This window comes from Streptococcus sp. FDAARGOS_520, from assembly GCF_003812685.1.
GTDB lineage: Bacteria > Bacillota > Bacilli > Lactobacillales > Streptococcaceae > Streptococcus > Streptococcus agalactiae.
Genome location: NZ_CP033810.1, coordinates 259,391 through 274,608, shown reverse-complemented (window position 1 = coordinate 274,608; position 15,218 = coordinate 259,391). Strand labels below are relative to the sequence as shown.

Genomic DNA, 15,218 nt, shown 5'->3' with positions numbered 1-15,218 from the left:
TCGCATGAAACAGCGTGGTAAAAGGATTCGCCCATCTGGTAAAGATTTAGTCTTTCATTTTACGATAGCGTCACTCCTGCCTGTTTTCCTGCTGGTTGTCGGACTGTTTCATGTGAAGACAATCCAGCAGATCAACTGGCAGGATTTTAACCTATCACAAGCAGATAAGATTGACATTCCCTATTTAATTATCAGTTTCAGTGTCGCAATTCTTATCTGCTTGCTGGTAGCGTTTGTATTCAAACGGGTTCGCTATGATACGGTTAAACAACTTTACCACCGTCAAAAACTGGCAAAGATGATACTTGAAAACAAGTGGTATGAATCTGAACAGGTCAAAACAGAGGGTTTCTTTAAAGATAGTGCTGGTCGTACAAAGGAAAAGATAACCTACTTCCCTAAAATGTATTATCGACTTAAAAATGGCTTGATACAGATACGGGTGGAAATCACGCTGGGAAAATATCAAGACCAACTCTTACACTTGGAAAAGAAATTAGAGAGTGGCTTGTACTGTGAGCTGACGGATAAAGAGTTAAAGGATTCCTATGTGGAATATACTTTGCTCTATGACACCATAGCCAGTCGTATTTCTATTGATGAAGTAGAAGCTAAAGATGGTAAACTTCGCTTAATGAAAAACGTATGGTGGGAATATGATAAGCTCCCTCATATGTTGATTGCTGGTGGTACAGGTGGCGGTAAAACTTACTTTATACTGACACTGATTGAAGCCTTGCTTCATACAGATTCAAAACTGTATATTCTTGACCCGAAAAATGCTGATCTTGCGGACTTAGGTTCTGTGATGGCAAATGTCTACTATAGAAAAGAAGACTTGCTTTCTTGCATTGAAACATTCTATGAAGAAATGATGAAACGTAGTGAGGAAATGAAGCAGATGAAGAACTATAAGACTGGCAAAAATTATGCTTACTTAGGTCTCCCGGCACACTTCTTAATCTTTGATGAATACGTCGCTTTCATGGAAATGCTGGGAACAAAAGAAAACACCGCAGTTATGAATAAGCTGAAACAGATTGTCATGTTAGGTCGTCAAGCTGGCTTCTTTCTAATACTGGCTTGTCAACGTCCAGACGCAAAATATTTAGGCGACGGAATCCGTGATCAGTTTAATTTCAGAGTGGCTTTAGGTCGTATGTCTGAAATGGGCTATGGCATGATGTTTGGCAGTGACGTACAAAAGGATTTCTTCTTAAAGCGAATCAAAGGTCGTGGCTATGTTGATGTAGGAACAAGTGTCATATCAGAGTTTTATACTCCCCTTGTACCAAAAGGATATGATTTCTTGGAGGAAATTAAAAAGTTATCCAACAGCAGACAGTCCACGCAGGCGACGTGCGAAGCGGAAGTCGCAGGTGTGGACTGATCTTGCTGGCTGGTGTGGCAATAGCCACGCCAGCACTTAACCCCCCGTATCTAACAGGGGGGTACAAATCGACAGGAAACAGTCAAAAAAACATTAGAAAATCCTTTGGTTACAAGGGATTTACAAAATTTCAGCGTATGTCAAATGGGCTTTAAAAGTTGACATACGCCTTTTTGATTGGAGGGATTTTTACTGAATGAACAAACTTGGTTACAGCATTTAAAAGAAAAACGCTTGGCTTATGGACTATCTCAAAACCGTTTAGCTGTTGCGACTGGTATTACAAGGCAGTATCTAAGCGATATTGAAACAGGAAAAGTCAAGCCATCAGAGGATTTACAGCAGTCCCTTTGGGAAGCTCTGGAACGCTTCAATCCCGACGCTCCCCTTGAAATGCTGTTTGATTATGTAAGAATTCGCTTTCCGACAACAGACGTACAGCAGGTGGTCGAAAACATCTTACAACTGAAACTGTCCTATTTTCTTCATGAGGACTATGGTTTCTATTCTTATTCAGAGCATTATGCTTTAGGCGACATATTCGTCCTTTGCTCCCATGAACTGGACAAAGGAGTTCTGGTGGAATTGAAAGGTCGTGGGTGCAGACAATTTGAAAGCTATCTTCTGGCACAACAAAGAAGCTGGTATGAGTTCTTTATGGACGTTTTGGTGGCTGGCGGTGTGATGAAACGCCTTGACCTTGCCATTAACGATAAGACAGGGATTTTAAATATCCCTGTACTCACTGAAAAGTGCCAACAGGAAGAATGTATCTCCGTCTTCCGCAGTTTTAAAAGCTATCGCAGTGGCGAACTGGTACGCAAAGAGGAAAAGGAATGTATGGGAAACACCCTCTATATCGGTTCATTACAAAGTGAAGTTTATTTCTGTATCTATGAAAAGGACTACGAGCAGTACAAGAAAAATGATATTCCCATTGAAGACGCAGAAGTAAAAAACCGTTTTGAGATTCGATTGAAAAATGAGCGTGCCTATTATGCAGTCCGTGATTTACTCGTCTATGACAATCCAGAGCATACCGCCTTTAAAATTATCAATCGGTATATCCGTTTTGTAGATAAAGACGATTCCAAACCTCGTTCTGATTGGAAACTGAATGAAGAATGGGCTTGGTTTATTGGGAACAATCGTGAACGATTAAAACTAACCACAAAACCAGAGCCTTACTCCTTCCAAAGGACGCTGAACTGGCTATCTCATCAAGTTGCCCCGACCTTAAAGGTTGCGATTAAACTTGATGAAATCAACCAGACGCAGGTTGTAAAAGACATTCTCGACCATGCGAAACTGACAGACCGACACAAGCAGATTTTGAAGCAACAGTCAGTAAAAGAACAGGACGTGATAACAACAAAAAAATAACTCAAATACAAATTCATTGAATATAGAGAGGAGAACATTTTTATGAATTTTGGACAAAACCTTTATAACTGGTTTCTATCAAACGCTCAATCACTGGTGCTTTTAGCAATCGTTGTGATTGGCTTGTATCTTGGCTTCAAGCGTGAGTTTAGCAAACTGATTGGCTTTTTAATTATTGCGATTATTGCGGTTGGCTTAGTCTTCAACGCTGCTGGAGTAAAAGACATTTTACTAGAGCTATTCAATCGCATTATTGGTGCTTAAATAAAACCGTTCTTTTGTGGAATATAAGTGGTTTTCTTATGTTCCGCAAAGGAATGGTACACCAAACGAAGTGCGGTAGGGATTTTTGAATCTCTACAAAGAAAGGACGTGAATATATGGACGATATGCAAGTCTATATTGCGAATTTAGGCAAATACAATGAGGGCGAATTGGTCGGTGCGTGGTTTACCTTTCCCATTGACTTTGAGGAAGTCAAAGAGAAAATCGGCTTGAATGATGAATATGAGGAATACGCCATTCATGACTACGAGTTACCCTTTACGGTTGACGAATACACTTCCATTGGCGAACTCAATCGACTATGGGAAATGGTATCGGAATTACCCGAAGAATTACAATCGGAGCTATCTGCTCTGCTCACTCATTTTTCAAGCATTGAAGAACTAAGCGAACATCAAGAGGATATTATCATTCATTCCGATTGTGATGATATGTATGACGTGGCACGCTACTACATTGAAGAAACGGGTGCTTTAGGCGAAGTACCAGCTAGTCTTCAAAACTATATTGATTATCAAGCCTATGGTCGGGATTTAGACCTTTCAGGAACGTTTATCTCAACCAATCATGGGATTTTTGAAATCGTCTATTAAATCTGTCGGTACATTACTACTGGCAGATTTTCTATTTTACGGGGTGGCTCAATCAGCTACCCCTATTTTTTATGAAAGGATTGATTACATGAAGAAAATACGAAGCTATACCAGTATCTGGTCTGTGGAAAAGGTACTGTATTCTATCAATGATTTTAGACTTCCGTTTCCCATAACCTTTACGCAAATGACATGGTTTGTCGTGTCACTCTTTGCAGTGATGATACTTGGCAACTTGCCCCCTCTTTCCATGATAGAGGGAGCATTTCTCAAATACTTTGGGATTCCTGTGGCTTTCACATGGTTTATGTCTACAAAAACTTTTGATGGTAAAAAGCCTTATGGATTTTTGAAGTCTGTCATTGCTTATGCACTGCGACCAAAGCTGACCTATGCAGGAAAAAAAGTAACGCTTGGCAGAAACCAGCCACAAGAAGCCATTACAGCAGTTAGGAGTGAATTTTATGGCATATCCAATTAAATACATTGAAAACAATCTCGTCTGGAATAAAGACGGGGAATGTTATGCTTACTATGAGCTTGTTCCTTACAATTACTCATTTCTAAGTCCAGAACAGAAAATACAAGTGCATGATTCTTTCAGACAGCTTATCGCACAAAATCGTGATGGCAAAATTCATGCTTTACAAATCAGTACAGAATCCAGCATACGTTCTGCACAAGAGCGTTCCAAAAATGAAGTCACTGGCAAGCTCAAAGCGGTTGCCTATGACAAAATCGACCAACAGACAGACGCTTTAATATCCATGATTGGCGAAAATCAAGTGAACTACCGTTTCTTTATCGGCTTTAAGTTGCTTCTCAACGATCAGGAGTTTTCTATGAAAAGTCTTACCGTTGAAGCAAAAAATGCTTTGTCTGATTTTGTCTATGATGTGAACCATAAGCTGATGGGCGATTTTGTTAGTATGAGTAATGATGAAATCCTGCGTTTTCAGAAGATGGAAAAGCTCTTAGAAAATAAAATCTCTCGTCGTTTCAAAATCCGCAGGTTAGATAAGGACGACTTCGGCTATCTGATTGAACACCTTTACGGACAGACAGGCACTGCCTATGAAGAGTATGAGTACCATCTATCAAAGAAAAAGCTGGATAATGAAACGCTGATTAAATACTATGACTTGATTAAGCCTACTCGCTGTTTGGTGGAAGAAAAACAGCGATATTTGAAAATCCAGCAGGAAGATGAAACCGTCTATGTAGCTTACTTTACCATTAACAGCATTGTCGGAGAACTGGACTTCCCGTCCTCTGAAATCTTCTACTACCAGCAACAGCAATTTACATTCCCGATTGATACGTCAATGAATGTGGAAATTGTAGCGAATCGTAAAGCCCTATCTACTGTCCGCAATAAAAAGAAAGAACTGAAAGACTTGGATAACCACGCTTGGCAAAGTGATAATGAAACCAGCTCCAATGTGGCGGAAGCTCTGGAAAGTGTGAATGAGCTGGAAACCAATTTAGACCAAAGCAAGGAATCTATGTACAAGCTGTCTTATGTGGTAAGGGTATCAGCAAATGATCTTGACGAACTCAAACGTCGTTGTAATGAAGTGAAAGATTTTTATGACGATTTAAGCGTAAAACTGGTACGACCATTTGGGGATATGCTCGGCTTACATGAAGAATTTTTACCTGCCAGCAAGCGTTATATGAATGATTATATTCAATACGTGACCTCTGATTTCCTCGCTGGTTTAGGTTTTGGTGCTACTCAAATGCTGGGGGAAAATGAGGGGATTTATGTTGGCTACAGCTTAGATACTGGACGCAATGTCTATCTGAAACCTGCTCTTGCCAGTCAAGGGGTTAAGGGTTCAGTAACCAATGCGTTAGCGTCGGCTTTTGTTGGTTCGCTGGGTGGTGGTAAATCCTTTGCGAATAACCTTATCGTCTATTATGCGGTGCTTTATGGGGCACAAGCAGTGATTGTAGACCCAAAAGCAGAACGTGGCAGATGGAAAGAAACCTTGCCAGAGATTTCCCATGAAATCAATATCGTCACTCTGACTTCTGATGAGAAAAACAAAGGCTTACTTGACCCTTATGTGATTATGAAAAATCCCAAAGATTCTGAATCACTGGCTATTGATATTCTGACATTCCTTACGGGGATTTCCTCTCGTGATGGGGAACGCTTCCCAATCCTTAGAAAAGCCATTCGTGCAGTAACCAATAGTGAAGTACGAGGGTTGATGAAAGTGATTGAGGAATTACGGGTTGAGAATACGCCACTAAGTACCAGTATAGCCGACCATATCGAAAGTTTTACAGACTATGACTTTGCACATTTATTATTCAGTAATGGTTATGTGGAGCAGTCTATCAGCTTAGAAAAACAACTGAACATTATACAGGTTGCGGACTTGGTACTTCCCGACAAGGAAACTTCCTTTGAGGAATATACCACTATGGAGCTTTTATCCGTTGCTATGCTGATTGTCATTAGTACCTTTGCTTTAGACTTTATCCATACAGACCGAAGCATTTTCAAGATTGTAGATTTAGACGAAGCATGGAGCTTTTTACAGGTAGCACAAGGAAAAACACTATCTATGAAGCTGGTTCGGGCTGGTCGTGCTATGAACGCTGGGGTATATTTCGTGACCCAAAATACAGACGACCTCTTAGATGAAAAACTGAAAAATAACCTCGGCTTAAAATTTGCATTTCGTTCCACTGACCTTAACGAGATTAAAAAGACCTTAGCCTTTTTTGGTGTAGACCCAGAGGACGAAAACAATCAGAAGCGATTGCGTGATTTGGAAAACGGGCAATGCCTTATCAGTGATTTATATGGTCGTGTCGGTGTGATACAGTTCCACCCTGTATTTGAAGAACTGCTCCATGCCTTTGATACCAGACCACCTGTGCGAAAAGAGGTGTAAATGTGAAACCATCAATAGTAAACAGAATAAAATCAAACTGGACGCTGAAACGTCTAGGTAAAGTGGCAATGACAGTGGCTTTCACACTTGTGATTGCCATTTTTCTTTTAGCCATGCTGGGAACGGTGGTTCAAGCTGCGGGCTTGGTAGATGATACGGTCAATGTGGCAAATGAATACAGCCGATACCCACTTGAAAACTATCAACTGGATTTTTATGTGGATAATAGCTGGGGCTGGCTTCCGTGGAACTGGTCGGACGGGATTGGAAAACAGGTCATGTATGGACTATATGCCATTACCAATTTTATTTGGACAATCAGTTTGTATGTTTCCAATGCGACAGGTTACTTAGTACAGGAAGCCTATTCCTTAGACTTCATTTCCGCTACAGCAGATTCCATTGGTAAGAATATGCAGACCTTAGCTGGTGTGAGTGCAAACGGATTTTCAACAGAGGGTTTCTATGTTGGATTCCTCTTACTCTTGATTTTGGTTCTTGGGGTTTATGTTGCCTATACGGGACTGATAAAGAGAGAAACCACAAAGGCAATTCATGCCATTATGAATTTTGTGCTGGTGTTTATCCTATCGGCTTCCTTTATTGCCTACGCTCCCGACTACATTAAAAAAATCAATGACTTTTCATCAGACATCAGTAATGCCAGTTTATCACTTGGCACGAAGATTGTCATGCCCCATTCCGATAGTCAAGGCAAGGACAGCGTGGACTTAATCAGAGATAGCCTGTTTTCCATACAGGTTCAGCAACCGTGGCTACTGCTTCAATACAACAGTTCAGACATTGAAAGTATCGGTATTGACCGTGTGGAAAGCCTGCTCTCCACCAGCCCAGATTCCAACAATGGCGAAGACAGAGAAAAAATTGTTGCGGAAGAAATTGAAGACAGAAGCAATACCAATCTAACCATTACAAAGACCATTAACCGTTTAGGTACAGTCTTCTTCCTATTTGTCTTCAATATTGGGATTTCCATATTTGTATTCCTATTAACAGGAATCATGATTTTCTCGCAGGTACTTTTTATCATCTATGCTATGTTTCTGCCTGTGAGCTTTATTTTAAGCATGATTCCATCATTTGATGGTATGTCAAAACGAGCCATAACAAAGCTCTTTAATACCATTTTGACACGAGCTGGAATCACATTGATTATTACGACAGCATTTAGTATTTCAACCATGCTCTATACCTTATCGGCTGGTTATCCGTTCTTTTTGATTGCTTTTCTACAGATTGTGACCTTTGCAGGAATCTACTTCAAGCTGGGCGATTTAATGAGTATGTTTTCTCTACAGAGTAACGATTCTCAAAGTGTGGGAAGTCGTGTGATGAGAAAACCTCGTATGCTTATGCACGCTCACATGCACCGTCTACAGCGGAAACTTGGACGTTCCATGACTACTCTAGGGGCTGGGTCTGCCATTGTTACAGGTAAAAAAGGACAGTCGGGTTCGGGGAGTTCTGCAAGGACACAAGCAGATCACTCCCGACCAGACGGAAAGGAAAAATCAACACTTGGAAAACGTATCGGTCAAACCATCGGTACAGTAGCTGATACCAAAGACAGAATGGTAGACACTGCTAGTGGTTTGAAAGAACAGGTTAAAGATTTGCCGACCAATGCAAGATATGCAGTATATCAAGGAAAATCCAAAGTAAAAGAGAATGTCCGTGATTTAACCAGTAGTATTTCTCAAACCAAAGCGGACAGAGCCAGTGGACGCAAGGAACAGCAGGAACAAAGGCGAAAAACCATTGCGAAGCGTCGCTCTGAAATGGAACAGGTCAAACAGAAAAAACAGCCTGCTTCTTCTGTTCATGAAAGACCGACTACAAGACAAGAACAATATCATGATGAACAGACCTCAAAACAGTCTAATATTCAGACTTCATATAAGGAATCTCAACAAGCCAAACAAGAGCGTCCAGCAGTTAAGTCCGATTTTTCAAGTCCAAAAGTGGAACGCCAAGGCAATACCGTTCAAGAAAAAACCGTTCAAAAGCCAGCAACTTCAACCACTACAGCAGATAGAACTTCACAACGTCCAATCACAAAAGAACGTCCGTCTACTGTTCAAAGAGTACCACTACAAAATACAAGAAGTAGACCACCAATCAAAACCGCCACCATTAAGAAAGTCGGTAAGAAACCATGAAGTTGAAAACTTTAGTGATTGGTGGTTCTGGATTATTCTTGATGGTCTTCTCACTGCTTCTGTTTGTTGCCATTTTATTTTCAGATGAACAGGACAGCGGAATTTCCAATATTCATTATGGAGGTGTGAATGTTTCCGCAGAAGTGCTGGCTCATAAGCCTATGGTAGAAAAATATGCCAAAGAATATGGCGTTGAAGAATATGTCAACATACTTCTTGCGATTATACAGGTGGAATCGGGCGGTACTGCGGAAGATGTTATGCAGTCCTCGGAATCCCTCGGTCTTCCACCTAATTCATTGAGTACAGAAGAATCCATTAAGCAAGGTGTGAAGTATTTCAGTGAATTATTAGCCAGTAGCGAAAGGCTCAGTGTAGATTTAGAATCGGTTATCCAGTCCTACAATTATGGTGGTGGTTTCTTAGGGTATGTGGCTAATCGTGGAAATAAATATACCTTTGAACTGGCTCAAAGTTTCTCAAAAGAGTATTCAGGTGGCGAAAAAGTGTCTTACCCCAATCCCATAGCCATACCTATCAATGGGGGCTGGCGATACAACTATGGCAATATGTTTTATGTGCAACTGGTAACGCAGTATCTTGTCACAACAGAGTTTGATGATGATACGGTACAAGCCATCATGGACGAAGCACTGAAATATGAGGGCTGGCGATACGTTTACGGTGGAGCTTCCCCGACTACTTCTTTTGATTGTAGCGGACTGACACAATGGACGTATGGAAAAGCTGGAATTAACTTACCACGAACCGCACAACAGCAATATGATGTGACCCAGCATATCCCACTATCGGAAGCACAAGCTGGCGATTTGGTTTTCTTTCATTCTACCTATAACGCTGGCTCTTATATTACTCATGTTGGGATATACCTTGGCAATAACCGTATGTTTCATGCAGGCGACCCAATCGGTTATGCCGACTTAACAAGCCCCTACTGGCAACAGCATTTAGTGGGAGCAGGACGAATCAAACAATGAGAAAGGAAGATTTAATGATGAAATTTAGAAAAAATCAGAATAAAGAAAAACAGATACCAAAGGAAAAGAAACCTCGTGTCTATAAGGTCAATCCTCATAAAAAGGTTGTGATTGCCTTGTGGGTACTTTTAGGGCTTAGTTTCAGCTTTGCGATATTCAAGCACTTTACAGCTATAGATACTCATACTATTCACGAAACAACTATCATAGAAAAGGAATACGTTGATACTCATCATGTAGAAAATTTTGTAGAGAACTTTGCGAAAGTCTACTATTCATGGGAGCAATCCGATAAGTCCATTGATAATCGAATGGAAAGTCTAAAAGGCTATCTGACAGATGAACTTCAAGCTCTCAATGTTGATACAGTACGCAAAGATATTCCTGTATCGTCTTCTGTAAGAGGATTTCAGATATGGACGGTAGAGCCAACTGGCGACAATGAGTTTAATGTAACCTACAGTGTAGACCAGCTCATTACAGAGGGAGAAAATACAAAGACCGTCCACTCTGCTTATATAGTGAGTGTCTATGTAGATGGTTCTGGAAATATGGTACTGGTTAAGAATCCGACCATTACCAACATACCTAAGAAATCAAGTTATAAACCAAAAGCCATTGAAAGTGAGGGGACGGTTGATTCCATTACAACCAATGAAATCAATGAGTTTTTAACGACGTTCTTCAAGCTCTATCCTACAGCGACAGCCAGTGAACTTTCCTACTATGTGAATGACGGGATATTAAAACCAATCGGAAAAGAGTACATCTTTCAAGAACTGGTAAATCCTATTCACAATCGTAAGGATAATCAAGTCACGGTATCGCTGACAGTGGAGTATATCGACCAGCAGACCAAAGCAACGCAGGTATCTCAATTTGATTTGGTACTTGAAAAGAACGGGAGTAATTGGAAGATTGTAAAATAACAAATATTGGTACATGATTACAGATACTTTGTAATCATGTACTCTTTTTGATAAAAAATTGGAGATTCCTTTACAAATATGCTCTTACGTGCTATTATTTAAGTGACTATTTAAAAGGAGTTAATAAATATGCGGCAAGGTATTCTTAAATAAACTGTCAATTTGATAGCGGGAACAAATAATTAGATGTCCTTTTTTAGGAGGGCTTAGTTTTTTGTACCCAGTTTAAGAATACCTTTATCATGTGATTCTAAAGTATCCAGAGAATATCTGTATGCTTTGTATACCTATGGTTATGCATAAAAATCCCAGTGATAAAAGTATTTATCACTGGGATTTTTATGCCCTTTTGGGTTTTTGAATGGAGGAAAATCACATGAAAATTATTAATATTGGAGTTTTAGCTCATGTTGATGCAGGAAAAACTACCTTAACAGAAAGCTTATTATATAACAGTGGAGCGATTACAGAATTAGGAAGCGTGGACAAAGGTACAACGAGGACGGATAATACGCTTTTAGAACGTCAGAGAGGAATTACAATTCAGACAGGAATAACCTCTTTTCAGTGGGAAAATACGAAGGTGAACATCATAGACACGCCAGGACATATGGATTTCTTAGCAGAAGTATATCGTTCATTATCAGTTTTAGATGGGGCAATTCTACTGATTTCTGCAAAAGATGGCGTACAAGCACAAACTCGTATATTATTTCATGCACTTAGGAAAATGGGGATTCCCACAATCTTTTTTATCAATAAGATTGACCAAAATGGAATTGATTTATCAACGGTTTATCAGGATATTAAAGAGAAACTTTCTGCCGAAATTGTAATCAAACAGAAGGTAGAACTGTATCCTAATATGTGTGTGACGAACTTTACCGAATCTGAACAATGGGATACGGTAATAGAGGGAAACGATGACCTTTTAGAGAAATATATGTCCGGTAAATCATTAGAAGCATTGGAACTCGAACAAGAGGAAAGCATAAGATTTCATAATTGTTCCCTGTTCCCTGTTTATCACGGAAGTGCAAAAAACAATATAGGGATTGATAACCTTATAGAAGTGATTACGAATAAATTTTATTCATCAACACATCGAGGTCCGTCTGAACTTTGCGGAAATGTTTTCAAAATTGAATATACAAAAAAAAGACAACGTCTTGCATATATACGCCTTTATAGTGGAGTACTACATTTACGAGATTCGGTTAGAGTATCAGAAAAAGAAAAAATAAAAGTTACAGAAATGTATACTTCAATAAATGGTGAATTATGTAAGATTGATAGAGCTTATTCTGGAGAAATTGTTATTTTGCAAAATGAGTTTTTGAAGTTAAATAGTGTTCTTGGAGATACAAAACTATTGCCACAGAGAAAAAAGATTGAAAATCCGCACCCTCTACTACAAACAACTGTTGAACCGAGTAAACCTGAACAGAGAGAAATGTTGCTTGATGCCCTTTTGGAAATCTCAGATAGTGATCCGCTTCTACGATATTACGTGGATTCTACGACACATGAAATTATACTTTCTTTCTTAGGGAAAGTACAAATGGAAGTGATTAGTGCACTGTTGCAAGAAAAGTATCATGTGGAGATAGAACTAAAAGAGCCTACAGTCATTTATATGGAGAGACCGTTAAAAAATGCAGAATATACCATTCACATCGAAGTGCCGCCAAATCCTTTCTGGGCTTCCATTGGTTTATCTGTATCACCGCTTCCGTTGGGAAGTGGAATGCAGTATGAGAGCTCGGTTTCTCTTGGATACTTAAATCAATCATTTCAAAATGCAGTTATGGAAGGGATACGCTATGGTTGCGAACAAGGATTATATGGTTGGAATGTGACGGATTGTAAAATCTGTTTTAAGTATGGCTTATACTATAGCCCTGTTAGTACCCCAGCAGATTTTCGGATGCTTGCTCCTATTGTATTGGAACAAGTCTTAAAAAAAGCTGGAACAGAATTGTTAGAGCCATATCTTAGTTTTAAAATTTATGCGCCACAGGAATATCTTTCACGAGCATACAACGATGCTCCTAAATATTGTGCGAACATCGTAGACACTCAATTGAAAAATAATGAGGTCATTCTTAGTGGAGAAATCCCTGCTCGGTGTATTCAAGAATATCGTAGTGATTTAACTTTCTTTACAAATGGACGTAGTGTTTGTTTAACAGAGTTAAAAGGGTACCATGTTACTACCGGTGAACCTGTTTGCCAGCCCCGTCGTCCAAATAGTCGGATAGATAAAGTACGATATATGTTCAATAAAATAACTTAGTGTATTTTATGTTGTTATATAAATATGGTTTCTTGTTAAATAAGATGAAATATTTTTTAATAAAGATTTGAATTAAAGTGTAAAGGAGGAGATAGTTATTATAAACTACAAGTGGATATTGTGTCCTGTATGTGGAAATAAAACACGATTAAAGATAAGGGAAGATACTGAATTAAAAAAATTCCCCCTCTATTGTCCGAAATGCAGACAAGAAAATTTAATTGAAATAAAGCAGTTCAAAGTAACTGTGATTACAGAGCCAGACGCAAAGACGCAGAGCCGATAAAATGAGATTAATACAATCTCATTTTATCGGCTCTTTCCGTTATGTATGGATTCTTTTAATTAGTCTTCGATGTTTCTTGCTTCGTTGATACCGCTGGCTAAAGATTCCATTAAGGATAGTTCTTTGTCTGTAAAGCTATCCATGTATTTCTCTATCTGTAATCGTCGGGTGCTTTTTACCAAGTTATTAGCAGGTAAGAAAAATTCATCAACGGAAACATGAAGTAACGATACAAGGTCATAAAGAACTTGTATGCTGGGGTGTTGCCCTTTATTTTCAATATTAGTTAAGTACCGTGGGTCAATTTCAATCAATGCTCCCACTTGTTCACGAGTTAAACCTCGTTTCAATCGAGCTTCTTTAATGGCTAAACCAAAGGCTCTAAAATCATATTTATCTTCTTTTTTACGCATAGTAGACCACCTCTATACATTTTATTGTTCCTACTGAATTAAAAACAGGTATAGAAAAACGTGTTATATGGTTTATAGGTTTATATTTAATAAAAAGCACTACTAAACGCCAATAAAAAAAACCGTTATATGGTAGTGCTATTTACGCTGTTAAAATATTGTATATTACTTCCAAATGGCGGTTTGTTGGAGGTCAACGTCGCCATGAAGTACATCATATACAATAAATTTCCTTACATTGGGTTCTTGTCAAAAAAAGTCGTCTATCTGCAATAGATAAGTACGTCCACCAATGTGGTTTTATAAATCATATAGATAGAATAACAGAAGCATGTAAACAGAGAAATAAATCTGTTTATATGCTTTTTTGGCTATTCAGAACTTTTTTACAAAGTTTATTTATCAGTAATGCAACAAATCCCCCTTTCACATTGGGACTAAGAGTGAAAGGAGATAAACGAGCAAGGCTCACTTCCTTTCCTAGACAGAAAGGGGGTGAGAAACATGAAACCATCTTCTTTTCAGACCACAATAGAAAATCAGTTTGACTATATCTGTAAACGTGCTATGGAAGACGAGCGAAAGAATTATATGCTTTATCTTTCAAGGATTGCAAAGCGTGAGGTGTCCTTTTCGGATGTTGGCGATTATCTTGTTAGCCAGTTTGCGACAACAGATAACTATTCAACTGACTTTCAGATTTTTACACTCAATGGGTTATCAGTAGGCGTTGAAAATGATTTGTTGAGTGAAGCATTACGTGAGTTGCCAGACAAGAAACGTGAAATTCTACTGCTGTTTTACTTTATGGACATGAGCGATTCAGAAATTGCAGACCTGTTGAAATTGAACCGTTCTACTGTCTATCGGCATAGAACCAGTGGACTAGCCTTAATTAAAAAGTTTATGGAGGAATTTGAAGAATGAAAACACAATATCCTATGATTCCCTTTCCTCTCATTGTAAAGGCAACAGATGGCGATACCGAAGCGATTAACCAGATTCTACATCATTACAGAGGGTACATAACGAAGCGTTCCCTACGACTTATGAAAGATGAATATGGCAATCAAAGTATGGTCGTTGATGAAGTCTTACGTGGAAGAATGGAAACCAGACTGATTACAAAGATTTTGTCATTTGAAATTAAGTAATATCCTCTCTCCTTTCGTGGAAGCGTGCTAAACCATTCCACGCTTCCCGAACAGGGAGGTTTGTTATTCCACCAAAGCATATTGAGCTTTCAATGTGTTTTGATAGGCTAACGAGCCATTGTTCTTTGAAAACTGAATAAAAGTAATCGAATACGTTTCGATAAGAAAAGAGCCAACGGAACTAACCGCCATGACCTATCTTATAAAGATAGCGAGCGATTCATGTTAGTGATCCGAGAAGCAATCTTTAGCAGGATTGCCTGCAACGACATTCTTATCGTGATAATGATACTCCCATACAGTCAATAGTCCGAGCGTGATAAAACCGTCGCAGGCAATGAGTATGGCTACATGAGAACCATGCAGGGGTGGAACTCCCGTGAGCTTTGCTAAAGCTGT

Annotated in this window: 14 protein-coding genes and 1 pseudogene; 14 read left to right on the top strand and 1 reads right to left on the bottom strand. The window is 39.1% G+C overall.

The genetic code is table 11. The features are described 5' to 3' along the window. The first annotated feature begins 4 nt into the window (after positions 1–4). The 12 genes and pseudogenes from EGX96_RS01385 to EGX96_RS01320 all read left to right on the top strand — a co-directional run bounded on the left by EGX96_RS01385 (position 5) and on the right by EGX96_RS01320 (position 13,252). The gene (locus EGX96_RS01385; RefSeq protein ID WP_000813488.1) at positions 5–1,390 is read left to right on the top strand and encodes an FtsK/SpoIIIE domain-containing protein; all 1,386 of its coding nucleotides are present in this window, start codon (positions 5–7) and stop codon (positions 1,388–1,390) included. Between the two features lie 177 nt (positions 1,391–1,567). Further along, positions 1,568–2,773, top strand: a complete 1,206-nt coding sequence (gene mobT, locus EGX96_RS01375; protein WP_000398284.1) for a MobT family relaxase — start codon at positions 1,568–1,570, stop codon at positions 2,771–2,773. A 42-nt stretch (positions 2,774–2,815) separates the two neighbouring features. Next, a complete protein-coding gene (locus EGX96_RS01370) occupies positions 2,816–3,037 on the top strand; it encodes a hypothetical protein (RefSeq protein ID WP_001009056.1) in 222 nt (73 codons plus the stop codon). A 116-nt stretch (positions 3,038–3,153) separates the two neighbouring features. After that, a complete protein-coding gene (locus tag EGX96_RS01365) occupies positions 3,154–3,651 on the top strand; it encodes an antirestriction protein ArdA (RefSeq protein ID WP_000342539.1) in 498 nt (165 codons plus the stop codon). An 88-nt stretch (positions 3,652–3,739) separates the two neighbouring features. Next, on the top strand, positions 3,740–4,132 hold the full coding sequence (locus EGX96_RS01360) for a conjugal transfer protein (protein WP_000723888.1): 393 nt from the start codon (positions 3,740–3,742) through the stop codon (positions 4,130–4,132). Further along, positions 4,116–6,563: an ATP-binding protein gene (locus tag EGX96_RS01355; RefSeq protein WP_000331160.1), complete on the top strand. Its 2,448-nt coding sequence runs from the start codon at positions 4,116–4,118 to the stop codon at positions 6,561–6,563. The genes EGX96_RS01360 and EGX96_RS01355 overlap by 17 nt, the downstream gene beginning before the upstream one ends. Before the next feature lie 2 nt (positions 6,564–6,565). Then, the gene (locus EGX96_RS01350; RefSeq protein ID WP_000804748.1) at positions 6,566–8,743 is read left to right on the top strand and encodes a CD3337/EF1877 family mobilome membrane protein; all 2,178 of its coding nucleotides are present in this window, start codon (positions 6,566–6,568) and stop codon (positions 8,741–8,743) included. Beyond that, entirely contained in the window at positions 8,740–9,741 is a 1,002-nt protein-coding gene (locus EGX96_RS01345; protein WP_000769868.1) for a bifunctional lytic transglycosylase/C40 family peptidase, read from the top strand. Before EGX96_RS01350 ends, EGX96_RS01345 begins: the two co-directional genes overlap by 4 nt. Then, positions 9,738–10,670, top strand: coding sequence for a conjugal transfer protein (locus tag EGX96_RS01340; protein ID WP_001224319.1), 933 nt, complete (start codon positions 9,738–9,740; stop codon positions 10,668–10,670). Before EGX96_RS01345 ends, EGX96_RS01340 begins: the two co-directional genes overlap by 4 nt. A gap of 313 nt (positions 10,671–10,983) precedes the next feature. After that, positions 10,984–11,031: pseudogene (locus EGX96_RS11280) on the top strand (hypothetical protein); the annotation flags it as partial. Positions 11,032–11,046: 15 nt separating this feature from the next. Then, entirely contained in the window at positions 11,047–12,966 is a 1,920-nt protein-coding gene (gene tet(M), locus EGX96_RS01325) for a tetracycline resistance ribosomal protection protein Tet(M) (protein ID WP_000691727.1), read from the top strand. Positions 12,967–13,066: 100 nt separating this feature from the next. Beyond that, entirely contained in the window at positions 13,067–13,252 is a 186-nt protein-coding gene (locus EGX96_RS01320) for a cysteine-rich KTR domain-containing protein (protein WP_011058338.1), read from the top strand. Between the two features lie 59 nt (positions 13,253–13,311). On the opposite strand, the gene EGX96_RS01315 is transcribed toward EGX96_RS01320, so the two are convergent. Further along, positions 13,312–13,665, bottom strand: a complete 354-nt coding sequence (locus EGX96_RS01315; RefSeq protein WP_001227347.1) for a helix-turn-helix transcriptional regulator — start codon at positions 13,663–13,665, stop codon at positions 13,312–13,314. Between the two features lie 504 nt (positions 13,666–14,169). On the opposite strand from EGX96_RS01315, the gene EGX96_RS01305 reads away from it, so the two are divergent. After that, positions 14,170–14,592 carry a sigma-70 family RNA polymerase sigma factor gene (locus tag EGX96_RS01305; RefSeq protein WP_000804885.1) on the top strand — a complete coding sequence of 141 codons (423 nt, stop codon included), beginning with the start codon at positions 14,170–14,172 and terminating at the stop codon, positions 14,590–14,592. Beyond that, the gene (locus EGX96_RS01300; RefSeq protein ID WP_000857133.1) at positions 14,589–14,819 is read left to right on the top strand and encodes a helix-turn-helix domain-containing protein; all 231 of its coding nucleotides are present in this window, start codon (positions 14,589–14,591) and stop codon (positions 14,817–14,819) included. The genes EGX96_RS01305 and EGX96_RS01300 overlap by 4 nt, the downstream gene beginning before the upstream one ends. The last annotated feature ends 399 nt before the right edge of the window (positions 14,820–15,218 follow it).